Source organism: Haladaptatus sp. CMSO5 (genome assembly GCF_036689885.1).
Lineage (GTDB): Archaea > Halobacteriota > Halobacteria > Halobacteriales > Halococcaceae > QDMS2.
This window is the reverse complement of sequence record NZ_JBAHVW010000002.1, coordinates 94,355-119,095: the sequence shown is the minus strand read 5'-3', so window position 1 is coordinate 119,095 and position 24,741 is coordinate 94,355. Positions and strand designations below refer to the sequence as shown.

23 protein-coding genes and 1 pseudogene are annotated in these 24,741 nt (G+C 57.4%); 14 read left to right on the top strand and 10 right to left on the bottom strand.

The features are described 5' to 3' along the window. Positions 1-143 precede the first annotated feature (143 nt). Together V5N12_RS15920 and V5N12_RS15915 are read right to left on the bottom strand one after the other, a co-directional pair. Complete coding sequence (locus V5N12_RS15920; protein ID WP_332900214.1) at positions 144-1,460, bottom strand: vWA domain-containing protein; 1,317 nt, start codon at positions 1,458-1,460, stop codon at positions 144-146. 2 nt (positions 1,461-1,462) lie between these two features. Continuing rightward, entirely contained in the window at positions 1,463-2,419 is a 957-nt protein-coding gene (locus V5N12_RS15915; protein WP_332900213.1) for an AAA family ATPase, read from the bottom strand. Between the two features lie 975 nt (positions 2,420-3,394). On the opposite strand from V5N12_RS15915, the gene V5N12_RS15910 reads away from it, so the two are divergent. Together V5N12_RS15910 and V5N12_RS15905 are read left to right on the top strand one after the other, a co-directional pair. Next, a complete protein-coding gene (locus V5N12_RS15910; RefSeq protein ID WP_332900212.1) occupies positions 3,395-4,315 on the top strand; it encodes a transcription initiation factor IIB in 921 nt (306 codons plus the stop codon). A 220-nt stretch (positions 4,316-4,535) separates the two neighbouring features. Next, complete coding sequence (locus V5N12_RS15905) at positions 4,536-4,730, top strand: DUF6884 domain-containing protein (protein ID WP_332900211.1); 195 nt, start codon at positions 4,536-4,538, stop codon at positions 4,728-4,730. Between the two features lie 97 nt (positions 4,731-4,827). On the opposite strand, the gene V5N12_RS15900 is transcribed toward V5N12_RS15905, so the two are convergent. Together V5N12_RS15900 and V5N12_RS15895 are read right to left on the bottom strand one after the other, a co-directional pair. Continuing rightward, positions 4,828-6,342 (bottom strand): ATPase domain-containing protein, encoded by a 1,515-nt coding sequence (locus V5N12_RS15900; RefSeq protein WP_332900314.1) that lies wholly within the window; start codon positions 6,340-6,342, stop codon positions 4,828-4,830. A 248-nt stretch (positions 6,343-6,590) separates the two neighbouring features. Beyond that, the gene (locus V5N12_RS15895; protein WP_332900210.1) at positions 6,591-7,532 is read right to left on the bottom strand and encodes a winged helix-turn-helix domain-containing protein; all 942 of its coding nucleotides are present in this window, start codon (positions 7,530-7,532) and stop codon (positions 6,591-6,593) included. A 190-nt stretch (positions 7,533-7,722) separates the two neighbouring features. Between V5N12_RS15895 and V5N12_RS15890 the strand changes: the two genes are divergently transcribed. After that, positions 7,723-8,517 (top strand): nuclear transport factor 2 family protein, encoded by a 795-nt coding sequence (locus tag V5N12_RS15890; protein WP_332900209.1) that lies wholly within the window; start codon positions 7,723-7,725, stop codon positions 8,515-8,517. A 257-nt stretch (positions 8,518-8,774) separates the two neighbouring features. On the opposite strand, the gene V5N12_RS15885 is transcribed toward V5N12_RS15890, so the two are convergent. Continuing rightward, a complete protein-coding gene (locus tag V5N12_RS15885) occupies positions 8,775-9,257 on the bottom strand; it encodes a lamin tail domain-containing protein (RefSeq protein ID WP_332900208.1) in 483 nt (160 codons plus the stop codon). Here V5N12_RS15885 and V5N12_RS15880 point away from each other — a divergent pair. Together V5N12_RS15880 and V5N12_RS15875 are read left to right on the top strand one after the other, a co-directional pair. Continuing rightward, positions 9,257-10,192: an ImmA/IrrE family metallo-endopeptidase gene (locus tag V5N12_RS15880; protein ID WP_332900207.1), complete on the top strand. Its 936-nt coding sequence runs from the start codon at positions 9,257-9,259 to the stop codon at positions 10,190-10,192. The two genes, V5N12_RS15885 and V5N12_RS15880, sit on opposite strands and share 1 nt — an antisense overlap. A 161-nt stretch (positions 10,193-10,353) precedes the next feature. Beyond that, positions 10,354-10,902 carry a DUF7342 family protein gene (locus V5N12_RS15875; RefSeq protein WP_332900206.1) on the top strand — a complete coding sequence of 183 codons (549 nt, stop codon included), beginning with the start codon at positions 10,354-10,356 and terminating at the stop codon, positions 10,900-10,902. Positions 10,903-11,114: 212 nt separating this feature from the next. Here the strand turns inward: V5N12_RS15875 and V5N12_RS15870 are convergent, their stop codons facing one another. Both V5N12_RS15870 and V5N12_RS15865 read right to left on the bottom strand, forming a co-directional pair. After that, positions 11,115-11,258 (bottom strand): hypothetical protein, encoded by a 144-nt coding sequence (locus V5N12_RS15870; RefSeq protein WP_332900205.1) that lies wholly within the window; start codon positions 11,256-11,258, stop codon positions 11,115-11,117. Between the two features lie 112 nt (positions 11,259-11,370). Further along, a complete protein-coding gene (locus tag V5N12_RS15865) occupies positions 11,371-11,763 on the bottom strand; it encodes a winged helix-turn-helix domain-containing protein (RefSeq protein WP_332900204.1) in 393 nt (130 codons plus the stop codon). Positions 11,764-11,873: 110 nt separating this feature from the next. Here V5N12_RS15865 and V5N12_RS15860 point away from each other — a divergent pair, with 110 nt between their 5' ends. The 4 genes from V5N12_RS15860 to V5N12_RS15845 all read left to right on the top strand — a co-directional run bounded on the left by V5N12_RS15860 (position 11,874) and on the right by V5N12_RS15845 (position 15,329). Next, positions 11,874-12,542, top strand: a complete 669-nt coding sequence (locus tag V5N12_RS15860) for a DUF7509 family protein (RefSeq protein WP_332900203.1) — start codon at positions 11,874-11,876, stop codon at positions 12,540-12,542. A 216-nt stretch (positions 12,543-12,758) separates the two neighbouring features. Beyond that, the gene (locus V5N12_RS15855) at positions 12,759-14,588 is read left to right on the top strand and encodes a hypothetical protein (RefSeq protein WP_332900202.1); all 1,830 of its coding nucleotides are present in this window, start codon (positions 12,759-12,761) and stop codon (positions 14,586-14,588) included. Next, a complete protein-coding gene (locus V5N12_RS15850) occupies positions 14,563-14,781 on the top strand; it encodes a hypothetical protein (RefSeq protein WP_332900201.1) in 219 nt (72 codons plus the stop codon). The genes V5N12_RS15855 and V5N12_RS15850 overlap by 26 nt, the downstream gene beginning before the upstream one ends. Before the next feature lie 170 nt (positions 14,782-14,951). Then, a complete protein-coding gene (locus tag V5N12_RS15845; protein WP_332900200.1) occupies positions 14,952-15,329 on the top strand; it encodes a PAS domain-containing protein in 378 nt (125 codons plus the stop codon). A 355-nt stretch (positions 15,330-15,684) separates the two neighbouring features. On the opposite strand, the gene V5N12_RS15840 is transcribed toward V5N12_RS15845, so the two are convergent. The 3 genes from V5N12_RS15840 to V5N12_RS15830 all read right to left on the bottom strand — a co-directional run bounded on the left by V5N12_RS15840 (position 15,685) and on the right by V5N12_RS15830 (position 18,227). Continuing rightward, a complete protein-coding gene (locus V5N12_RS15840) occupies positions 15,685-15,852 on the bottom strand; it encodes a hypothetical protein (protein ID WP_332900199.1) in 168 nt (55 codons plus the stop codon). 267 nt (positions 15,853-16,119) lie between these two features. Next, entirely contained in the window at positions 16,120-17,259 is a 1,140-nt protein-coding gene (locus V5N12_RS15835; RefSeq protein ID WP_332900198.1) for a flavin-containing monooxygenase, read from the bottom strand. A 155-nt stretch (positions 17,260-17,414) separates the two neighbouring features. Next, a complete protein-coding gene (locus V5N12_RS15830; protein WP_332900197.1) occupies positions 17,415-18,227 on the bottom strand; it encodes a helix-turn-helix transcriptional regulator in 813 nt (270 codons plus the stop codon). A gap of 1,308 nt (positions 18,228-19,535) precedes the next feature. Here V5N12_RS15830 and proC point away from each other — a divergent pair. The 5 genes and pseudogenes from proC (at position 19,536) to V5N12_RS15805 (ending at position 24,679) form a co-directional block, all read left to right on the top strand. Next, positions 19,536-20,312, top strand: a complete 777-nt coding sequence (proC, locus tag V5N12_RS15825) for a pyrroline-5-carboxylate reductase (RefSeq protein ID WP_332900196.1) — start codon at positions 19,536-19,538, stop codon at positions 20,310-20,312. Further along, entirely contained in the window at positions 20,305-21,156 is an 852-nt protein-coding gene (gene proB / locus V5N12_RS15820) for a glutamate 5-kinase (RefSeq protein WP_332900195.1), read from the top strand. Before proC ends, proB begins: the two co-directional genes overlap by 8 nt. Beyond that, complete coding sequence (locus V5N12_RS15815) at positions 21,149-22,480, top strand: glutamate-5-semialdehyde dehydrogenase (protein ID WP_332900194.1); 1,332 nt, start codon at positions 21,149-21,151, stop codon at positions 22,478-22,480. The genes proB and V5N12_RS15815 overlap by 8 nt, the downstream gene beginning before the upstream one ends. A gap of 707 nt (positions 22,481-23,187) precedes the next feature. After that, positions 23,188-23,604 (top strand): annotated as a pseudogene (locus tag V5N12_RS15810) (helix-turn-helix domain-containing protein); the annotation flags it as partial. Positions 23,605-24,037: 433 nt separating this feature from the next. Then, on the top strand, positions 24,038-24,679 hold the full coding sequence (locus V5N12_RS15805; protein ID WP_332900193.1) for an ABC transporter permease: 642 nt from the start codon (positions 24,038-24,040) through the stop codon (positions 24,677-24,679). Positions 24,680-24,741 lie beyond the last annotated feature (62 nt).

The window sequence follows — 24,741 nt, the reverse complement described above, 5'->3', positions numbered from 1 at the left end:
CGACGGTCGCCAGCACCGCATTCCGTTCGTCGAGCCCCTCGGCGAGGGCGTCCATCACTTCCGTCTCGAGAACGCTCCAGTCGCCGGCTGTCATGCGAGGTACCTCCCGTTCTGTTCGATCCGGTCGTTCGTTGATCGCTGAGTCATGATTCTGTCTCCGTGTCGCGTCGGGTGGTTTCCCGTCCTCGGCGCGGATCGAACTCCAGACCGATCCGGCCGCCGACCCCGTACCGTTCCAGTTGCCGCGCCGTCTCGTTGACGTCTTCCGAGTCGACGAACGCGAAGAGACCGTCGACAGACGGGAGCGCTGCCGCCATTCCCGTCGGCGTCGGCTCGTATCCCGGGGTGGCGGCGAGCGGATTGAACCACAGGACGGCCCGCGCGCGGCTCGCGAGCCGCGTCATTTCGTGCTCCAGGTCCGTCACGTCGCCCATCTCCAACCCGTCGCTGACGACGAGCACGACGGTCCGCCGGTCGACGGCCTCCGAGTGCTCTCGCCTGACGGTTCCGACGGCGTGACCGATCCGCGTGCCGCCGCCCCAGCTCGTCTCCGCCCGCTCCAGCGCCTGCACGGCGTCGGCGGTCGTTGGCTCGTCGAACGCCGCCGTCACGTCGCGCACGTCGCTGTCGAAGAAGAAGGCTCGACTCCAGCGGACCCGCGCCGTGAGCGTCCGGAGGAACCGCAGCAAGAATCCGCGGTCGACGACGTCGAGCACCGACTGTGAGACGTCCGCGAGGACGACCACCCGCACCGCGGTCTCGCGGCGGGCTCGTTCGGGCAACGAGACGACCGCCCCGCCGGTGGCGACGCTCCGGCGGAGGGCACGGCGCGGATCCACCCGTTCGCCGGTCCCCGCGCGCTGCCAGCGACGGCCCCGAAGCGACGCGAGCGACCCGACGAGCCGGTCGACCGCGGCGTCCAAGTTGTCGTCCGCGAGCGCACGCACGTCGACGGTGACCGTCTCCGGGCGTCCCGCGGGGCTGTACGTCGCGGTCGTTCCGTCCGCCTCGCCCTCGTCAGACGCCCCGGGCTCGATCGCGCTCCGCACGAGCGGCAGATCGCCGTCGCGCGAGTCGTCTCCCGACCGCGTCTCGGCCGCGGTCGCCTCGGCGGTCTCGCCGAGCGGGGCGAGGGCGCCGTCAAGGGCGTCGTCGGGCGGCTCGGCCGCCGTCTCGCCGTCGAGATTGGCGCAGAGCCGCCGCCAGAACTCCCCGAACAGCCTGTCGAACGTCTCGAGGTCCTCAGCGCGGGTGACGAGCGCGGCCCGGAGCGCGGCCCGGGCGCGGTCCTCGTCGTCGAAGCCGACTTCGACCAGCGCCTGCGCCCCGACGACGCCGGCGTTCGCGGAGACATCGGCGCCGGCCCGTCGGAGCCCGCGGACGAACGCCACGAGCGCCTCGAGCACCTCGTCGCGGATCCCGGTCGCGTCGGACACGCCGTCACCGTCGGTCGGAACCATCGTTACTCGCCCTTTTGCGCTCGCTCGGCGGTCTCCGCGAGCGTCTCTAGCAACGTTTCGTCGATCCGCTCCACGTCGTCGACCTCTTTCAGGAGACAGCCGATCGTGTGTTTGATCTCCGTCGTCGAGAGCGGCTCCGAACCGCCGTCGACCCGGAGGTGCGCGATCGCCCGCGCCCAGTCCAGCGTCTCCGCGACGCCCGGCCGCTTCCGGAGCGGTTCCTGCCGGAGCCGCTGGGTGACGGCGCACAGCTCGGCCGCGATCGCGCCGTCCAACTCCGGGACCTTGCGCTCGACGATCGCCTTCTCCTTCTCGAAGCTCGGCGGTTTGGCGTGGAGGAACAGGCACCGTCGCTTGAGTGCGTCACTGAGCGTGCGCGTCCGGTTCGAGGTGATGACGACGGCCGGCGGGGTCTCCGCCCGCACCGTCCCGAGCTCCGGGATCGAAACCTGAAAGTCTGATAACACCTCGAGGAGGAGCGCTTCGAACTCCTCGTCGGCCCGGTCTACCTCGTCGATGAGCAGCACCGGCGGGCGGTCGCCGCTTCCGGAGAGCGCCCGGAGGAGCGGCCGCTCGAGTAAGTACTCCTCGGTGAACACCGAGTTCCTCTCATCGACGCCGCCCTCGTCGGCCTGAATTGTCAGCAGCTGCTTCGTGTAGTTCCACTCGTACAGCGCGTTCTCGGCCGTCAGCCCCTCGTAACACTGGAGCCTGATGAGCTCCGCGTCGAAGCCGGCGGCGAGCACCTTCGCGAGTTCCGTCTTGCCCGAGCCGGGATCGCCTTCGACCAGCAGCGGGCGACCGAGGCGGAGCGCCAGCAGTACCGTCGTCACGATGTCGTCGTCGGCCACGTAGTCGGTCGCCTCGAACGCCGCCCGGAACTCGTCTTCGCTCACGTCGTCGAACCCGGTCGACTCCGTCGCGTCTCGGTCCGTCGTCGGGCTCGGTTCGTCCGTCATGGTCGATGGCTCGTGGGAAGGGCAGGTGTTACCGGCGGCCGGCGGTGCGTCGGCCGAGTCACGTTGTGACGGTCGCGCCGGCGCGTTCGGCGGCCCGTTCGAGCCCCCGCTCGGCTGCGGCCGCGACGGCGTTCTCGGTCGTGAACGTGCCCTCGAACTCCACGATCAGGCGACCTCGGTTTGTTCCGTGCTTCTAATCAACATGGTACGAGTTAACATTCTACTGTGCTGGGGACCAAGAACGCTCACATAATAAAATATAGGGGGGGGTTATGTAGCCGGTATTAATTGCGCTCCCGCCGTATATGTAAATGAATTTAATCGATTGTCATGCGAGCGGGTCCGCGGATTCGCTCGGCCTTCGCATCGGAACCCTGCACCTGCTCGCGTGAGATGAGAACGCCATCAATCGGCGTCTATTCTTTACCGTAAATGTCCCAGATATAGTCCAGAGTGCGCTCTTCTACGACGTGAGTCGAGTGCTCGTCGTGGAGAAAGTCGTATTCTCCATCTACACGGTCATCCCACTCTGGCACATAGAATCGCACAGATCTACTTCACCTTACAGCAGGTTCTTCGCTCTGCAATAAGATACTGTTGTTTGCCTTTACGCGAGTGGGGAACCAATACCACGCGAGTGACTGATTCGTGAGTTCACTCTCATGTATATCTTCAGAAAAATATTCGCGGATTTTCATTGCTAATCCGCTTCATCAAACATGACAAACGAATTTTTCTCTATGTACTGCTTCAACTGATTACATTGAGAACTGCTTGAATCGATATTTGTACTTTTTCACAATCCCTGTGCCTACCGAGCCATTCGTTTGCCCATTGGAGTTTTGGTGACGGTAATGGGAGAGACTGACATCAATCCAATTTTTCACCTCCCGTAACCGTCTGGAAGATCGTACGTCACGCCAGTTTATCTGCCCCTAAGGGGCGAGGGGCTTCACTTGCCCCTCGTGATTTCGAATGGCGACGAGAGACTTCTACACGAAAGCGTTCGACGAAGACGTACAGCCAACAAACACCTGCCCAGAATGCGACGGGCGAATCACCACAAACACGCACGAAACGGTGTGCGACCATTGTGGACTCATTCTTTCTGACCAAGCCATCGACCCTGGCCCGGAGTGGCGGTCGTTCCCCGAGGACAATACGGACCCCGAGCGGACGGGCGAGCCACTCACACCTTCTCTCCACGACCACGGACTCTCCACTTCGATTGGCCAGTACCGCGATGGAAAAGGATGCGCCCTTTCACGGAGAAAACAACGCCAACTCAGACGCCTACGCCGAGAACACGGTCGCGCTCGTCGCTCCTCGAAACGCGAGCAGAACCAAGTGCGGGAATTCTACGAGATTCGACGCATCATAAGCGCGCTCGACCTCGGAACAAGCATCCGCGACCAGACGTGTGCGCTGTTCAGAACAGCTCAGAACCAAGACTTGCTTCGCGGCCGGTCACTCGAATCGATTGCCGCAGGTTGTGTGTATGCGGTGTGTCGGTGCAGTAACCTCCCACGAGCGGTCTCAGAGATTGCCCGATATGCGCAATGCGACGAGCACACAGTGCTCCATGCCTATAGCGTGTTGAACAGGGAGCTTGGGTTGCCAGCTCCTCCTCGGGTTCCTCGGCTGTACGTCCCGCAGTTTGCCTCTGCACTCAACCTCCCTCCAGTGGTTCGACAACGGGCAGTTGAATTGACAGAGCAGGCGCAAACGACGGACTTGGGAAACGGATGTAATCCGTCTGGCGTGGCTGCAGCGTGTCTCGAACTCGCTGGCAGAGAGACCGGAGTTCGGGTGCTGCAGTGTGAATTGGCGGAGGTGTCGGGCGTAACGGCGGTGACCATCCGGAAGAACCGTGACGCGCTCAGCGAGGTGCTGTGAGATGATTCGTCCTCTCTTGTGGCTCCTTGGTTCAGAGAGCGTTCAGGAAATTGTCTACGAGTGTAGTCGTTGCGGGATGACCGTCGAGGATGAAGCTGACGAGTGCCCGTTCTGTGGCCCGACTCGTATCGCGGCATTCGACGTTTTTTGACCAGCGAGTGCACGCTTTTCCCTCTTGCAGAGAGCGAACATTCAACAACAGTTCTGTTGACCATCTGGTATGGAGATTGGGCAGATCAGCTGTACGAAATTGAAACGGGATGAACTAGCCACTCCTCGTAACCTGTACGATACGTCTGCACTCTTCAGAAAGGCGAGTGCCTATGCAGAGAAAAACCACGACCAGTGGTTTGACCTCTCTCTGAAACACGGCTTGTCAGATCCTGATGGGCCAGCTATCGACCCGTACCACTGAACGTCACATCTGTATCGAAACTCGAACGTCAGGCGTGAACTGAACAAATTATTTTGTGGTAGTGAGGAACCCTCGCCCTTTAGGGCGGGCAAGGATGTCACTGGTCATCGTTTCGGTATCCGGGTGGCGATTGAATGCGAACGAATGGATCTTCATTGATGTAATCGACAAGGAGCGTGGATCCGAGATACCCTGTGGGAGATTTCTTGAGAGTGATGTACTGGAGACCGTTCTCATGGAGCCACGTTTCGAGTACATGTCTGGCGTTGTTCGCCAGGAACTCATGTAACTCATCGCTCATTGTCCGCGGATTATGTTGATAAATGGTGAGGTTGTCCTTCTTGAGTAAATTGGCCTCCTGCCATTCATGAAGAGATGCCACCATATCTTCGCCTAGCGTACGAACAGGGGCCTCCGTGTTCATAACCGTCACTAACGATCTGTCACCCCGACGATCGTCGATCAACTGTAAGAGGTACTTAAGCCCGCCTTGATTGGGGTCTACGGCAAAGATATTTTCATGTGGACTATCCTCTGGACTAATCATATCAATGATAAATAATTTATCCTCCTCGAGTAATGATTCGACGTTACCCACTTGTCCGGCGAAAAGGTTGCGTACCTGTTCAGGTCGATTTCCTGCCTCTGGGACGTAGACAATTGCTCCATCCTCTTCATCCAGTATCTGTTTGACAATCTTCGTCGTCAGTGGGTTCACATTCGCGCGTCCATCATGTTCAAGAACGACCGTTTCCCCACCAATAAATCCGCCACCCAACAACCGATCCAGGCCAGTAATCCCTGTCGGAATAGCCTCCCCTGACCTGATGAATGGGTCCGGGACGGAGCGCTGCCGTGGAATGATGTTCACCCCACGGTGGTTAAATTCGATTTCATACGGCCTCATATCGTGGTTGATTCCCCTTACCTTCCGAACTTGGAGGTAGCGATGGATACTATTCCTCACGTCTTCAAGCCAGAGACGCAGGACACCATGTGCTGCATACTCAAGTGAATCCAACTCAGAAGGCGACCCCTCTGGTGTGAGATCCGTCTCCGAAACAAGTACCGATGTGGCCTCAAACCGGTCTGTGAATAAGTGAATCAGATCGAGTACAGCCCGTCGAAATACATCATCATCGTCACTAATCGCTCGGAGGCCGGAAATACTGTCAACGACAACTCTGTCTGCCGGCCCCTTCAGCTCGATGACTTTGCTAATGTATTTGCTCGTAAAGGGGGCCGAGAATCCACCACCAAATACCGATTCTTCCTCAAGCGTCTCGATAGTCAACTGTTCTTCATCATCCTCGAGGGTGTAGCCAGGGCGAGCATGAATAGACGTGAGCGTCAAATTCTCATGATCTAAATCGAAATCAAATGGGGCAAATGTATCACGAAGTTCGGCGGGTTTCTGTTCAGTACTTACAAATAAACAGGTGTCGCCATTCCGGAGGCCCTCTTGAAGGAACTGCATTGCCAACGTCGTCTTCCCGGTTCCAGGGCCACCTGTGATGAGCATCGAACGGTTTTGGGGAAAGCCCCCATCAAGCATTTTATCTAGTGTCTCATTCCCAGATGAGACCTGTCCAAAGGGATACCTACTCGACATGTACTTGTTGGTATCTCGTAGTATAATGATAAAATTGGCTGTGATATACTCAATACTGGAAAAACGCTGTTGATAGAGCATTCTTAAAAATTGAAACCCGTCTAGAATTGGCTCTGTAATAGCTTCTCTAAATTCACCCCATCATCTTTGTAGGGTCCATCTCAAGTACGGGTACCCGAAGTTTCTGGTCCAGTGGAAAACCATTCACTCCGTGCTCTCCCGCTTACCGCTATCCACATTCAAATCGACTATCTCACCTCTATGACCTTCCCTGACTCGTCAAGGACTAGTTCGCACGTATCTCCCTCGGAGGGGATTGTGATACGAACCCTGAGTGGGTTCTCTGATACGATCGTTTCGTCCCAGGCTTGTTCGTAGCCCACGTGAAGGGCACGCCACAGGTCATCGCGATAGTCCGCCTTGTCTCGCGTAAGGAGTGCCCGAACACGTGGGTGTTGTACTGCCGCTGCCCAGCTGGGGGCAGCGAACAGCAGTTTACAGGTTTCACACCGCCAGTGTGTCACTCCCAGAAAGTTGCGACCACAGTCTGTACAAACCTCATCCCCTGGGTCGTGTGTCTCACATACTGACATCACTCCTGTAGCCTTCCCACCGCAATCTGGGCACACGCCCAGCATGAGCGACTCGGTGCGCGTAATCATGTAGGCAATCGAGGCATCGAGGCGTTCGTCCGTCGTTCGGTCTCGCAGTCCGGCTGGGGGGAACTCCCACCCGCCCAGATACCCTCGTTCCATCGCCCCATACTCGTCGGTCCCACTCCAGAACCCCGGACACTCGCTACAGTAGACGCGTACGGCACCGTCAGCGTACCTGACGTTGACTGCATTTCCACAGCATGGGCAGGCACGTTCTGTCGATGTCGATTCCACAGACGGCATCTCGATACCCGTCCCGGCCACGACCGACTGGGCAATCTTGAACCCGGCAGGGGTGAGGCTGTAGCCGTCTTCACCCTTGCACACGAAGTGGTCACAGAGCTTACTCAGGTGATAGTGGAACTGACCAGCGTCGCGAACCCCGACTTGGCGTCTGAGTTCGGAGAAGGGAACCGCGTCATCCCAGGATTTCCAGAGCGCTTCGAGTGTCGAGACCCGCGTCTCGTTTGCGAGAAGTGAGAACGCCTCCTCGGCGGAGATCCGCTGTCCGTTTCCGTCGTCCGCATCTTCCATGTAACACATCTGTTAACAAACCTGATAGTGATTTCGGCGCTCACTGTGTTCGTTGAGCAGACTTGTCGCGGGCATCACGCCATCCCTATCCGGACATGACAGAAAATTTATTGAATTCACGTTCGGTAATCGGCTGGATAGAAATGTATTTCAAGAAACATATAATGTCTGTGCTGGCCTCTTGAAAACCGTGGCATGGCCACAGGAAAAACTCATGGCAACAACGACAACCAACGACGCTAAGGAATTGATTCGAACCGTACTCGATGCGTTCAGCGACAGGGACTTCGACACGATTGCAGCGGCTCATGCAGACGACGTCGTCCTCTTCGAGAACGGGACCGAATATCGCGGCTATGACGCCGTCGAAGAGCACATGGCAGCTGCGCTCCACGCACTCGAAGACCCGGAGTTCGACGTAGAAGAGGTATTAACTGACGAGGACACGCTCGCCTGCCGATACACTATCTCAGCGGGGGTCGAAGGAAGCCGAGTCGAGTCAGCCGCGCTCTGCCTCGCCCGCGTCAAGGATGGCGAACTCCACGAGATATGGGTCAATTCGAACACCAACGACTTCGACCAGTCCGAACCTGTGACGAACGCAGATGAGGGTGCCAACATCCGAATCGTCCAGTCGCTCTACAAAGCGGCGAGCGACGGCGAGTTCGACGTTGAACCGTTCCTTGCTCCGCTCGCAGACGACATCGAGTGGATCGAACCTGATGGGAGTCCAGTGGGGGGTGTCCACCGTGGACACGATGGCGTCATGAGCATCCTCGAAACGATGGTGACCGACTTCGAATCGTTCGAAATCGAGCCTCATCGCTATATCGCTGACGACGACACCGTGGCCGTGCCGGTGACCGAGCACTTCGTGCTGGAGGAGGGAGCTCGGATCGACGTGCGTGCCCTGCACCTCTACGACCTAAGGGAGGGGAAAATCATCAGGATGGAGAACTTCGAGGACACGGCGCTGTTGGATTGAAGCCCGTGTGGAATGACTTCGCATCTCTGCACTCGATACGGAACAACCGAGAGGGGTGCCGTCAGGTCGTCGGGTCATCGGCGATTTAATGGAGGGGGTGTAGTGGGGAAATTCGGGGTCGATGGCGTCCAGTGGATGGCGGGCGAGCGTCTCCATCAGGTCGGATCCAACCTCGGTTGTTCGTCCCAGGAGAATCGCCTCGAAATCTGTCGTCTCGAGTGAAACGTTGAGTTGTATCTCACTCGATAGATCTTCTTTCAGTACGAATCTTGGGTGTGCAGCAAACCATCGGCCTCGTACAGGTAGACAGTGTCACCGCTGTTGTTCCAGACTGGAGAGCCACGACCCCAGTACAGGTCGCCGTCTTGGCTTGAATCCGATCCACTTCCCGTGTGGAGGCGGCAGGTTCCGTCGCTTGTAATCGTGTAGCCACTTGGGAACGCGTAGGTCTTCCCAACCTCGTCTTCGACGGTCCACCCGGTCATGTCCTGGTCGGTTGACCCGGTGTTCGTGAAGTCAACGTACTCGTCGTTGAGAGTCGCCCCGTCTGCGTTGATTGTTTGAATACAAATTTTCGACGAACACCCATCTCCAGACGTCGATTGTGAGGCGGCGAGGCGTCCATTATCGTCGTAGACGTACGCGGTGTCTCCCCCATTGTTCCAGACACCACCACCCCGACCCCAGTAGAGGTCAGTTGTCGAGTCGGTGCCGCTCCCGGTGTGGCCGCGAATGACCAATGAATTCTACCGAATCAGCGGTGTCGTTCAGCGAAGCCGACACCCGCGCAGACGAGATGCACCGAACCATCGAAACGTGGCTTACTGACCTCCAGGAACTCACTGACGAAGCGCGAGCTAGCGACGAGTTCACAGCGTGGCTCAACATTCAGAGTCGATTCCACGAGTATTCGGTGAACAACACGCTGCTGATCAAACAGCAGTGTCCGAATGCAACGAAGGTGGCTGGATATCGGACGTGGCAATCGGAGTTCGACAGACAGGTGTCCAAAGGTGAATCGGCCATCTGGATTTGGGCTCCGTCGATAGCGAGGCAATGTCCGGACTGTGGGAACGCGCCGAGTTACCACGAGAAGATTGGGTGCGAGTATGATGAAACACCACCCGAAGAGTGGGAGCGAGGCATTGTGGGCTTCAGGCCCGTTCCTGTGTTCGACGTTTCTCAAACCGAGGGCGAGCCATTGCCTAATCTCGATACCGATGTGACTGGTGAGGGTTCGACGCTCCTTTCGTCACTCCTCGATACAGCAGACACACTCGAAATTGACGTTGACCTCGTTTCACCAGAAGAGTGGTCTCACGGACAGACACAGGGCGTGTGTTTCCCGAGAGGAGAACAGCGAGAACAACCTCACGTCTGCGTCAAACAGCAGTCGAATGAAGCAGCCGTTGCCCACACGTTGGTTCACGAATTCGCCCACGCGCTCATTCACACCGATGGGTTTGATAACTCAGAAGAAGCAAAGCGAGAAGTCGAAGCTGAGAGCGTGGCCTACATCGTCAGTCGCTATTTCGGGTTGGATGCGGACAATGCGGCGTTCTATCTGGCGAGTTGGCAACGCGATGAGGCAGCAGAACTCTTGGTGCGGTTGAACCGTATCCGAGACACTGCGGTGCGACTGATCGATGTGCTTGAACGACCAATGACCGATTAATGGAGGCGGTTCATCTACGAATCGGGATTCAGCTGTAGTAGATGTCGTTGACCTCTCAGTTGTGGTTGGTGTAGAAGTATTCTCCTGGGCACCCCACTCTGATGAGAAATAATTGGTCCCAGTACGAAATTATTAGTATTGATGGAGCGAAGGAACCACCAATGAGTGAAAAAGAACCGGCCTGGCCCGACAAGATGGATGCCGCAGAGCGCGTCCGCCACGTTGCGATAACACGGACAGAACCACGCAATGCAGGGTGGATCGCTGACGAAGCCGCTGTCTCACGCGATACGGCCGTCAAGTATCTTGAGCGGATGGTCGATCAAGGAGACCTCGAACGAATTGAAACGAACGACGGAATGAGCTATAAACCCGATAGTGTCACACAGTTCCTCCGTGAAGTCCGCCAGTTGGCGGAAGCACACACAGCCGACGAACTAACGCAAGAACTCAACGCAATCGGTGACGAACTCGACGCGTGGAAAGAGACCTACGAGGTCGACTCACTCACAGCGTTACGCCAGAGTATCGGACGTGAGGACCTCACCGGCGCAGAGCGTCGTGAACGGCTCAACGTCATCGCCGAATGGGAGTACAACATAGAGGTGCGCGAATCGATTCAACTCGCACTCAATCTCCAGCGTTCGTTGACGACATTGGATGCAGAGCCGTTCTCGGGTGGTTCGAAGACACTCCCTCAGGAAGGATAGTTGCGGCGATGGTGATTTTTCTTGCTGCTGGTCGAGGGTTCACCCGACGCGAAGGACTCCGTCGGCTCAAAGAACGTATGGAGATGGTTCCAGGATTCACCGATGTTCGGTATGAGCCATCTCGCCTTCGTCCGCGGACGGTTGTCGCGGAGGTCGATATCTAGATGTTTCTGGGGACGTCGTTTCCCCGGTCAGTGGGGAAAGTTGAAGTGCTATGGCGGCCCCGAGAAGGGACTGACGTACAGCGTGTACACTGGGCTGATGATGAGGTGAGCCTTGGTTGGCACAAGGACGATGATCATCCAGAGCTTGGGACAACGCATTTTCAGTTCGAGGTCGGTGAGGAGCGTGTCCATGAACCGGGAGACATTGAGGTCGAAGCACCGTTGAGTTTTCTTGAGAGCTGCCTGACTCGGCTTCCCGATGCACTCCAGAAAACGACCGAGTGAGAGTCACTGGTTTAGAGAGTTACGAGTAGGCTTCGTTGAACTCGCGTTCGCGTCGCATCAACTCCTCGACGCCGTGTTCGAGAATATCGCGTCCCATTCGAGTCGGGCGATAGTAGGTGTAAAAGCCCTGACTGTCGGCGGTTCGTCGTTGGCGCTTGTCGACGAGCCCAACCTCGACTAATTCGACGAGGTGGTAGTGGAAGTTGTGGGATTCAACGTCAACTGCTGATTTGAGGTCGGTGGCACTCAGTTCATCATTTGCAATAAGCGTGCGTAGGATGCGAAATCGCGTTGGATGGCCGATTGCCTGTTGCATTGCGAGGTACTCCTCGAGCGTCAAGCCACTCTCTTTCGGGAGCGGCGGCTCGGGCTTTCGGACCCTGTCTGTCGGGCGGCGGTCGGTTTCGGCCATTTGCTTTCCTCTATGAGTGAGTTATTGTGCAATACACTTAGTCGTTCTCTAGTAGAAAATTCCTGAAAACGCGAGGATTTATATAATAACTATCCGAAGCGCTAGCTCGTATGCGGGACCGAATTATCGACATGCTCTCCCAGTCGGTTGGCGATTCGGTGGCCCTTCCGCCGGTACGACGCGAGCAGTTTCTCGTGTATCTCATGGGACCGTATCGGACGTTCGACGTCGACGCACTCCTGCCAGCAGACACAGACATCGAGACCGACGTCCCTTCGTTTGCGACGTGGAATGAGGGGAGTGGCGAGTACGCCGAGGACGACGTACTGCGCCTTCTCCAAGAGACGCGTGACTGTCTTCGTGACCGAGGATTCAACGCGTTTCTGGCGATTGATGTCGGAATTCCACTCGACGAGATGGATGCCGCGACACAGAGTATTGCCTTCGCGAGAGCGAGCAATGTGACTGTTTTCATCGCACCACAAGTGGGCGATAACCTCGGCGTTGGCATTGAGATTGGGAGCGTTCTCGAGGACTTGCTGCCGAGCGACAGCATGCACGGGCCCGCGGCTGATGCGACGCCTCCTGATCGGACAAAGCGAATGATGGTTGTAACAGAACCATCGGTGCGGAGTGCGATGCTCGGAGCCGTTCATGCACGCTGGGACGCGAGTGTTCGAACGTTCACGGATGCCACTGATTGCTGTCGAGTGTGCGCGCAGTTCTGCACGCATATTCAGAACGAGGAGCTCTATGGGTCGCTTGAACGTCTCGATTGAGGGGCGTTCGAAGCTGTTGGCCAAAAATAACGTATGTCGTTCAATCCGATGTGTTTGTTGGTTAATTCACAAATATGGTCCTGATTAATCTGAAATCTAGTAGTTCCGTAAATTAATATGTGATAACAGCCGATGGTAGGCTGTAACACAGTCGCCGGATTTGCCGTCTCTTGATTGCTGGATTGAGGCCGTTTGCAGGTGGCTTTAGTGATGACCATGACTGACGAAAACACCAGGGCCACCAATCAGGCCCACCCACAGACCAGTCGCACCGTTTCGCTCACTGCCGTTGGCCGTATCACCGCCCTCTCACTCGCACTCTTGAGTGTCCTCGCTGTCTCTCCCGCACTCGCCCAAACAACGGGTGAAGCCTTTTGCACGACCAGCATGGCCGAGACCATCCAAAACGTCTTTACCGTCATCCAGTTCGGTGGCCCACTCATCGGTGGCGTCATCGCACTCGGGGCAACGGTGGCCGTGCCGACGATTCGCCGGTCGGACATGAAACGCGAGCTCAAAGAGGCGCGCAATCAGGCGGTCATCTGGGGAATCGTTGTTGCGCCACTGGGGACGGCAATCGTTGCAGTTCCTGCTCAACAACGTCGTTGCAGGTGGCGCAAGTTGCGCGTTCTAAGACCGCCCACAGGTCGCCTCCTCATCGTCTTGGTTGCCGTGTTCGCCACGTCGCTCACCACGACACACTCAGTCGGAGCGCCCGCAAACGAAACCGACCACGGCCTGAGCGAAGCTACCTTTCACACGCTTTGGTCGGGAGATGTCGATGCGACGAACGCGAGTACGGTCCAGAATCTGTCTGGCGACGCCGCGGAGATGCGGGAGTTGGCCGCAGTGACGGACATCCCGTTCAACTCCCCACCGAAGGCAGTCGAGCAATGGAATCGAGGCGACCTTCAGGACTTCCCCGAGACCGATGCAGAGACGTCCATTCACCCACCGAACGCCACCCTCTCAGATGGCGTGTTCATCAAGGACGCCTACGTCGAGATTTTCGCCGTTCAGCCGTCAACACGCGCTCGTCTCGCACCAGACGACCAACCACTGTACGTTGCGCCGAATGGGAGCGTGCTCTCAACCATCGACTATCGAGTTGAACGCACGATGCTTGACGAGGCGAGCGTCGAGCGAACGGGCGCTCAGTTGCTCGACCATCGAATCGTCGAGACACGTTTGCTCGTGGACGGAGAAGTCGAGATGACTACAGAAGGAAACCATGCGGCCGCACTCTCCTATGAGTCGCTATCTGACTACCCTGGAGAGGAGCACACGCTCACTGTCGAAGCGGACATCGCCGTCGAACTCGCTCCCCAATCGGATTCCTGCGCTGCGGGGTCGTGCAGTGTTCGGACGGAGACGCTCACTGTTCGAGACGACCTCGCGGTCACGGAGTACGACCTCACCGTAGCTGGATATCGCGGTGTGTACCCCAACGGCGACCTCGGGTTGTACGTCGGAAAGAATTACCCGTGGTTGGGCTACTCAGTTCCGGGCGGTGAGGTGAACGGCGTGTGGCGGTTTTACTCAGCCCGCGATAGTGAGTGGGATACGCTCGTATCGAGTACGGCAGACGGTGAGTCCGTCCCGAACTCGTCGCTCCAGCCGTTGCAGGTGAACGCCTACCCAATGGAGACGGGGCCGACCGCGGCTCCCCGAAATATCGTCACGATTCAGGGTGTCTATGGCGAAGAAACGAACCCTCCGGTTCTCCCCGCGAATGTGCATCTGGACGTGCTCACCGAACCGTACACGGCAAGCTACGCGCTCACCACCCGAACCAACACTACTGACCACAGCCTCGGGAACGTCACTGCCCACGGACTCGTGAGAGGCGTCGAGGCCCCTCTCGAAGAGGGGGCGTTTATCGACATACCGATTCATGAGAGCACTCTCTCGCTGTCGGTGGTGAACACGACGGAGGAGACGGTCACCGTCGAAGCAACCCTCCACGATGCGAAGACGAATGAGCCGATTGCAACCACAGAGCGAACGCGAGGTGAACTGGGTGCGTACGGCGAAAGCGGGCAATGAAGAGGATGGCTTCTCAGAGGCGTTGCTTGGTGTGGCCGAAGAAGGGTGGTTCCCGATTCGCGTTCGGGCAAGTGGGTTCGAGGCTGCGGTCGTTGATGGCAAAACCAACCAAGACTCATCGAAGGAAACCGTGGTCGGATTCGACCACGTCCATTCAATGTCCTCTCAGGCGCGGACGGATGGGTCGGGATGAGCCAACGAGAGAACTACATTCAAAGGCGCTGTTGAATCACTCACAAATTGACAGAAATGGCTTGCTGTATGTAGAGCGTGAAAACAGCACGTACTCTGAATATCGCTACATAACTATGGCGGAGAGCAGCGTCCTATCAGGACGCTATGAGTCACAAGGAGCCTTCAGCCATGGATCACGCGGCGATTCTCGACGGCGTTGCCTCCCAGCTGGACGGTATTTTTGAGACGTCCGAACAACCGATATACCTCTATCTCGATGATACGCACAAGATCTGCAACGAGTTGTTCGCATCCCTGCTCGGGTACGACTCGGCGGAGGAATGGGCAGCCGTGGACGAAAACTTCCCCACCGTATTCGTGGGTACGGAAAGTCGAAACACGCTCATTAGCGCGTACCAAACAGCAATGCAAGAGGCGATTGCCTCGTCTATCGAAGTCGAATGGATGAAACGGGACGGCGGGACTGTCCAGACCGAAGTCATACTCGTCCCTATCGAGTACGCTGGACACCGGATGGCTCTTCACTTCGTCACCGAATCGTCGTGATCACGAGCTGTGCCACAGTGGACTCCGTGCCAGAAGCATGGGTGAAATCCTCGACCGGTGGTGAGTTTTCAAGGGTGTGTTGAACACCTGCCTGACGGCTGTTTCGTTTCTGACTGGGCGGAATAACCGCTGACTGTTGGTGACTATTTCCCCAGTAGCCACTGATCGCCTCCGAGTGGGACAGCTATGGTAAATAGGCGCCCTCTATGCAGCACGAGCTATTCGAACTACTCGGATTGTGTCAGGACCGTCGTGACCGACGCAGAGGATGTATGCAGCAAGCCGCCGCTCTTTGCTTCACATCTGAGAGTGAATAAGGAGAGACGAAGCGTGTGCAGATTCGTTGTTTCGTGGACTACTCCTCCCGTTGATCCCAGAACAGGCCGAGTGCCGCCCCGAGGGCCATTCCAATACCGATTCCGAGACCAATATTATCTATCGCCACCCCGACGACGACACCGAAAGTGAGGCCGACGCCAACACCAAGCGCAACTCCCTGCCCCGTTGTTTCTAAGTCAGACACAGTGGGGAAGAGAGATCGGTCGGTAATATAACGTTACTCTTCGCCACTCCCGATCGTGGGGGCCAGTCTCCCGTGACCAATATGCGCGCTGAGTTCAGCACGACCGCAGAAACCGCACCGAACGCTGTCAGAAGCGATGTGCAACAGTCAGAGGGTGTATCGGTCACGCGGGCGATTTTGCTCTACGTTCGGATGCGTTAGACCCTTTGAGATGGCGACGTTTGCGAAACTGGCCGTTCTTGGACGTGAGGCCAACGCCAAACTCGACTACGACTGCTGTGGGAGTCCGTCCACCGATCCAGTATAGCTCGGATGAGGCTGCTGCTGGCGCGCCCTCGACGTCAGGTGGTCGACGACGTACTCCGCATCCCTGCCGACGCCGGTGAACAGCCCCGACGTCATCGCGTACAGGAAGAACAGGCCGACGAAGTACAGTCCTGGTTCGTCCGGGACGACACCGCGCACGTGAACAGGCTCCGTGGGTTGTTCTGTCCCGTCGAAGATCGGGAGGTCAATCCACGAAAAGTCAGGGCGGAAGCCAGTGCACCAGATGACGTTTTTGACGTCGAGGACGGCATCTTCCCCGACGACGGGCCGACCGTCGTGGACGTCAGTCATGCGAGGCACTCGCTCGATGCCAGCCGCGGCTAACTCACGTGGTTTGACTCGGACCAGCTGGATGCCCTGAGACAGGATCTTCGGGCGCTTTCGGCGCCCAATCGGCGTCTCCGTCGTGAGGATCCTGTGAAAGAGCACCCGCATCACGAACGGGGCCCCCAGGTGACGACCGACCCACGAGTCGATGTGGAATGGCACGTGACCGACGTCGCGGCCCGACAGCCACGTCTCGTGTTCGTCGACAACGTCGAGGGCGATCTCTGCTCCGGAGTTACCTGCACCGACGACGAGCACGCCCCCGTCCTGTAGCTGATCGGGGTTGCGGTAATCGCTCGAATGCAGCTGGACGACATCGTCGGAGAGCTTCGACGCAAAATCCGGAACCTTCGGGGCCTGGTAGCTCGCCATCGCCACCACGACGTTGTCCGCCTCGATCCGCCGGTCGCCCGCGGTGATGAGGAAGCTATCGCCGCTCCGTTCCAGCCCATCCACGCGGACGCCGAGTTCGACGGGGAGGTCGAATCGCTCGGCATAGGTCTCCAAGTAGTCGGCTACCTCATCCTTCGTGGGGAAGGCATATGGTGAGCCCGGAAAACCCATTCCCGGCAAGCTTGAGAAGCGGGCGGGCGTGAACACCCGGAGGGAGTCCCAACGGGCCCGCCATGCGTCGCCAATGCGGTCGCTCGCGTCGAGGATGACGAAGTCTTGGTGGTGTCGCTGCAGGTAGTACCCGGTCACCAATCCGGCCTGGCCACCGCCGATAACGACGGTCTCGTATCGTTCGCTCATGTGTTCGTTCCTCGATAAGCGTACGCGCCAGAGGGACGTGATGGTGCCGCGTGCAAGATTTCACGCCCTGAAATCTCGGGGAGGCTGGATCCCTGCTACGTCAGAGACTCCCGGCTGGCCGGGTTGTCCGATAGCGGCGGTCGTCCCCAGTGGCGTTACGATGGCACGCGAGACTCGAAGGCGGTAGGGTCTACCGGGGTCGCCTCCGCGCGAACCTGCTCGAAGACCGAGATGGCCCAGTCACGGGCCTCCGGGGCGTCGGTGTCGATGACAGCCACGAGTGCTCCAGTCTTGGCATCATGACAGCAGATGCCGGCCCGATCGTCCACGATACCGAGGCCGCAGCGGTCGCCGTCGGGGAGGTGATCGTGGACGAGGATGGTCGCGTTCTCGCAGGCGGCGACCTCCAGTATCCGGTCGGGGTTCCAGGCAAACATCCCCTCCAGAGCCTCGGGCGTGAACACGTACTCGAAGGTCATTCCGTCGAGGACTGCGCCACAGGCCGTCTCGAGGTTGCTCGACTTGTAGACGATGTTGTCGAACCCGCGCAACGTCGAGGTCGACCGAATGAGCTGGCCGAGGCGCTCGACGGGTTCGTAGGGGTACCCTGGCCCGGGGTAGGAGACGACCGCGTCGGCGAAGAGGTGGACGGAGAAGCCCGGCATCTCGACCGGCAGCCACTGCCAGACGTCGCGAAGCCTCTCCTCGACCTCCATCGCGTCCCGGAGAGTGAGGAACCTGTCGGCGACGTACTCGCCGAGGGGAGTCAGCCCATACGTTGGGCCGTTCCTGACGAGCCACCTCCGCTCTTCGAAGTCGGCGAGTACCCGTCCGACGGTCGGCGAGGAGGCGCTGGTGGCTTCACATAGCTCTCGACGGTCGGCCGGTCCGTCGCGCAACGTTTCGAGGACGCCGACACGGTGGGCCGACGTGGCCAGGAACTGGATGTTGTCGATTCCCGCAGTCATAAGCAATGTAGGGGGGCGAGTGGCTTAGCGTTTCTACCGTGGGGAGGGACAGGCGACTCGCTATTCGAGATTCTCGGGAGGTTCGAGTGGTGTGTCCGCCGCCTGCTTCCCAGCCCTCCCTAATGGTCACGCCGCACCTCGTCGCAGTGTAACGTGGAAGGCACCATTGCCACAATCGCGCGATATTCAAGCACGACCACTGGACTTTCACAGTCGCTGTCTGAAACGGCGTGCGAGAAACAGAGAGTGTCTGCATCAGGGTGAGGAACGGTTTTCCGTCAGACTGCGTAGTTCAATCGGTGAATCGCTTTGGAGATCATTTTCATCACCTACGAGTCAGCGCTGGGTGTAGACGAGGTCGAATCGCTGTTCCGAGATCGTTCCCAAAAGTACCGTGAGATGGGGGAATTGCTCCAGAAGTTCTATCTGAACGATGAGGAGAGTGGACGGGTCGGTGGGATCTACGTCTTTGACTCCGAAAAGCCAGCAGACCGGTTGTCGGAAATGGGATGGCCATCCCGGTGTGAATAGTCTCCTTGATAGTGATGCTCCTCTGGGTTCTCTGGATTGGGGTCGCCCTCGTGCATTCAGACGATTCTCAAAATGAACTCACAGAAATCCGAACCGATAGACAGCGGATAACTCCCTGAAACCAACGATAGAGGAGTGCGTGCTGAATTCTTACTTCTATTCAGCACGTAGCCTTTGACAGTGTCCAGGGAAGTTGTAGCGATCATGCTGGTTGCAGACGCACGCTCTGGGGCGCGTTCAACCAAATAAAATAGTGCCAGCAGGGTAGGCGACATCGCGCAGCGATTGTGTCGAGTATCTACCCCTTTTGACGACCGCTTACTACGATTGGCCGCGATCGTCGCCATCTTGTCCCTGATTGCCAGACCCGGAGCCGAGTTCCTTGTGGACGTAGAGGCTGCCGTTTCGGTCGGAGGCGTATATCCAGGGTGCGTTGGGCACTTTGTAGATGCCCCAGACGTCCTGGATACCACCGTTCTCCGTCTCGAACTCCGGTCCCGTCTCGTTGTACCGCGCAACTTCGACCGGGTTGTACGGATCGCTGATGTCGAGGAGAACCAGCTTTGTGTGCGTCGAACTGATCGTCGACTCAGGTTCGGATGATTACGTCCTCGTCTTCGAATTCGACTATTCGACGTTACGGGGGGATTCGTTCTCCACCCTCTCGTGGTCGAAACCTGCCACAGGGCCTTTTCTGCATTTCGGTCAAAAAAGAGACGGTAATATTTCGGTGACAACACAGCCGCTTTGTGTCTCAGAAGCCCATAGCTCAGTAAGATGGTACACGTCAGCGTCATTGGATGCGGAAATATGGGGAGCGCCCTCGTGCGGGGTCTCTCCAAGACTGGAACCCATACGATAACAGCCTGTGACGTCGACCCGCAGGCGCTTGCGTCGGTCGAAGCGTACTGCGAAACGACGACCACCGACCTCGCAATCGCAGCCGAAGCGCCGGTCGTTTTCGTCGTCGTCAAACCCGCCCTCACCGCGGATATCGTCTCCGAACTCGACCTCTCGCCAGACCAAACGCTCGTCTCTATCGCTGCAGGTGTTTCGACGTCGGTGCTCGAAGCGAAGACGGATGCCGACGTTATTCGAGTCATGCCGAACCTCGCGGCTGCGACTGGTGACATGGCAGCAGCCGTCTCCGGGGCGCAACTCCCTGACGACGTGGCCGAACTTCTCAGCGACGTCGGCGTGTTCGTCGAAGTTGACGAAGCACAGATGCACATCTCGACGGCGGTCAATGGGAGCGGCCCCGCATTCGTCTTTTATCTGCTGAATGCGATGAAACAAGCGGGCGTCGATGGTGGCTTAGACCCCGCGGACGCTGAAATCCTCGCTGCCCAAACGTTCAAGGGTGCTGCAGAGACCGTCCTCACCTCTGAGAAATCTATCGACGAACTCATCGACGATGTCTGTTCACCGAAGGGGACGACCATCGAAGGGATGGAGGTCCTTCGAGCGAGCACAGCCAAGAAAGCGGTTTCAGACGCAGTGGCGGCTGCAGAACGGCGATCTGTGGAATTAGCACGAGGGACTGACGATGAGTGAACCGTCAGAGCTACTCGGGTCTGTCGACGCAGACGAAGCCAGGCACGCACGACAGCTCGCGGCGGATGCCAACCTGGTCGTCGTCAAAGCGGGGACGAACTCGCTGACCGACGAACACTCTAACCTCGACGACGCGAAAGTCAACAAGCTTGTAACGGACGTGATGGATCTCCGCCGGCAGGGGAAACAGGTGTTGCTCGTGTCCTCCGGTGCGGTCGGGGCTGGAAAGGGTCTCCTTGGCCTCACAGACGAGACAGTCGAAGAGTCGCAGGCACTTTCGACGGTAGGGCAATCACAACTCATGCGACGGTACACCGAGTACTTCGAGCAGTTCGACCAGACCGTCGCGCAGATTCTCCTGACGGAGAACGACTTAGAGGACCCAGACCGGTTCACCAACTTCACGAACACCGTCGAAACACTTCTCCAGTGGGATATCGTCCCGATTATCAACGAGAACGACGCCGTCGCAACCGAAGAACTCCGCATCGGTGACAACGACATGCTCTCCTCGTCGGTCGCAATCGGTATCGGTGCGCAACTTTTGGTCACGCTCACTGATGTCGGCGGCGTCTATACCGGAAACCCAAAGAAAGATTCGACCGCGGCCCGCATCGAAGCTATTGGCAGTAACTATGCCGCGGTACAGAAGTTGGTCGACGCGAGTTCGACGCACGGATTTGGTGGAATTCAGACGAAAGTCGCTGGCGCGCGTGCGGTGAGCGAACACGGCATTCCGGCCATCATCGCCAAATCCACCGCGGACGATGTGTTGGCCAAAATCAGTGCCGCAGAACCGGTGGGGACGATATTCATCCCGACGAACGGAGACGACGATGACTGAGAAAACGACCCAAACGAAAGTTGCAGAGGCACAGACCGCAGCGCTCAGAATCGCGGGATTGTCCGACGAAGCACGCGCCGATGCGTTGCACTCGATTGCAGACGCTATCGATGCGAGCCACGAGGAAATCCTAGCGGCCAACGAGACGGACGTTCGCGAGGCAGAGCAACTCCTCGAAGCAGGAGACTACAGCCAGGCGCTCGTCGACCGCCTCAAGCTCTCCCCATCGAAACTCGAGAGTATTACGGAGATGGTCAGGAGCGTTGCCGCGCAAGCCGACCCGCTCGGAAAGACGCAGACCGCCCGGCGGCTTGACGACGGATTGGAGCTCTACAAATGCACCGTACCAATCGGTGTCGTGGGGACGATTTTCGAATCTAGACCCGATGCACTCGTCCAGATTGCGTCGCTTTGCTTGCGCTCTGGGAACGCCGTTATCCTGAAGGGCGGCAGCGAGGCGAGCCATTCGAACCGCGTTCTCTTCGAGTTGATTCAGGACGCGACGGCCGACGTTCCCGACGGCTGGGCACAACTCATCGAAGCGCGAGCGGACGTGGACACCGTCCTCGAGATGGACGAGGCTATCGACCTCGTCATGCCACGAGGCAGTTCGGAATTCGTTTCCTACATCCAGAACAACACGAGCATCCCGGTGCTCGGCCACACAGAGGGCGTCTGCCACGTCTACGTCGACAAAGAGGCAGACCTCTCGATGGCCACCGATATCGCGTATGACGCAAAGGTGCAGTACCCCGCGGTGTGCAACGCGGTTGAAACTCTCTTGGTTCACGAACGTGTCGCGGCAGATTTCTTGCCGAAAATCGCTGCGAAGTACGCGGACGCCGGAGTTGAAATGCGCGGTGACGACGCAGCACGAGAAATCGTGTCGATGGAGGCGGCCAGCGAACTGGACTGGGAGACCGAATACGGCGACCTCATCATCGCCGTCAAAATCGTCGATTCACTCGCCGAGGCAACCGAGCACATCACAACCTACGGCTCGAAGCACACGGACGCTATCGTGACCGACGACTCCGATCGCGCCGGTATTTTCATGCGGAGTCTCGACTCGGCAAGCGTGTTCCACAACGCCTCAACGCGTTTTGCTGATGGCTTCCGCTATGGACTCGGTGCCGAAGTCGGCATCAGCACTGGAAAAATCCACGCGCGCGGCCCCGTCGGTCTCGAAGGGCTCACCACGTATCAGTACTACCTCGAAGGCGATGGGCAGGTCGTCGGGACGTACGCGGGGGCCGATGCGAAACCGTTTGTCCACGAGGACTTCGACGGTTCATGGCATCCTGGCTCGCTTTCCAATCAGTAACCAATATCCAGTACTCAAATACTCAATTTTCCTCCGTAAGATACCGGGTTCTGATGGCGTTTGAACGGTAGTACGATACCGCCATTGAGCGAAATAGTCCGTTTCGTCCCCAGTAATCTGGAATGCCTTCGACGGAATTCTTGCTCTCCTTTTTTCCTCTGTTGGCCAGTTTGGCTGGTGGAAATGGTTTTGCTAGTTTGTATGGTTTGTCAAGTTTGGACATATTGGCGACTCCTTCTCGGAATCGAGGATTTGCTTCGAGCAGCAGTTCACCTGAGCCGCTCCCAGGAACGCCGAGGTTCGAGAGATGTTCGACAAGCCTTAATTAGTTGGGCTGCTGGCCTATCTCAAATCGATTACATTGACGGCATCAGCTCAATAATCCATTTCTCCGCTGTTCTCTCCATCGTTTTCATTCGTATCGAAGCTGCTTGATACACAAATTGAATTGAGTCTGCTCGCCTCTTTGACGCCGAGACACTTGGCGGGCTCACGCAATTTCTTGAGTAGTCTTCCCCTAAAGAGCTCTCATGCGCTGAGGGTAGATTTCAGTTCCACAATCGTATCGATCATCGAACATTGGCATTACTGTTTGTAGAGTGGGCCGGCAAGCGTGGGAAGTAGCAAGCCAAAACTGACAGGGCTATCGCCATTGAAGCGGCGAGTTTCCATTAAAATTATTTACCCATACCAACTCTACACAATTCATGGAACACCTCACGGATATTTCTGTCACGGATCTCCAGTCGGCCTTAGCGGAAGTGGAGGGTAAGAAGCCCACTCAAAGACTCATCGCGGCAATCGCGTACAAGAACGGAATCACACAGACTGAACTCGCAGACTGGTACGGAGTTGAGCGTCGCACGATTTATTCGTGGCTCAAGCGCCTAGAGCAGGAGCCACTGGTCGAAGCTGTCCACGATAATCATCGCTCTGGAAGGCCACGAAAACTTACCGACGAACAACGAATGACGTTGAACGAAACCCTTCACCAACCGCCGCACAAATCGGGATACGCTGAACAAGAATGGACGCCACTCCTCGTTAGAGCCTATATCCTCGACGCGTTTGACGTGACGTATTCGATTCCGAGCTGCAGACGGCTGATGAAGGAGGCTGGTCTGTGACCACAATTCGCGTTTACTGTTTGATTCGTACATTCGAGTAATTGATTTTGACTACTGGGTTCCTTTTTGCTTGATCAAGAGCTATCAGCTAGCGACGTCGTTCGGAAACCGGTTCGGTTCGCGTTTCAAAAGAGATTCATTTTACCCACGCGTGGTTCTCGGATGAAGAATCTTTCAGCTGAAACTCGATTGCTTTGACCCACACAGAGGCTGCTCGAGAACTGAAACCTAAACTGAGAAAATCGTTATCCTCAGAACTAAATTCCACGCTCTGTGCATACACCCTCTGTATGCAGCAAACGGGTTGCATCTGTTCCACATCGTTGGTAGTGGGATACGGAAGGCGTTGAGTGAGAACTTATGATGGCGGACGAAACGGGAGCACCGGCTCCTCAATATTTATCACTGCGTCTGGTTGAATATTCAACAAATGTCTCTCGTCGCGATTGTCAGAAAAGACGTTCACGACTCTATTCGGTCGGGATCGTTCATCGCTATCACGCTGTTGTTCGCCCTCGTCGCCGGGTTCTGGGCGGCGATTCAGCACATCCCTCAGATGTATTCTGATACGACTACCCCGACGAGCACGTTGGCACTGCTCAATAGGATGGCTCAGCCGATGGCCTTCTTCGTCCCGCTGCTGGGATTGCTAATATCCTACGGTGCTATTTCCCGCGAGCGGGATAGCGGGAGTCTCAAACTAGCACTCAGTCTGCCTAACTCGCGGAGTGACATCGTTCTCGGGAAGTTTATCGGTGCGACGAGTCTCTTCGTCTTGTTCCAATTAGGATGGGACTTGGTGACGGCAATTCTGCAGATGATTACCGTTGGGTACGTTCCCCCAGAGTCCGGTGTTCCTCCCTGGTTAATCGTCGCTCACGCGCTCAATCCGACGGCGGCAGTCGGCTATGCAACGCGTGCGATTATCCCCACGTTCGACGAGATAATGTCGTATCCGGTCTCAGCCTCGTTCTACCCACCGAAGTGGGCAGGGTTCGCCATTCTCACGGCGTGGCTTGTTCTCTCACTTGGGTACGGCTATCGTCGATTCCAGGCAGCAGACATTGAGTAACCTGCGTGATGTCTACCACCCTACGTAATCTACACCCTCATGTTTGAAATACACGTCATGCG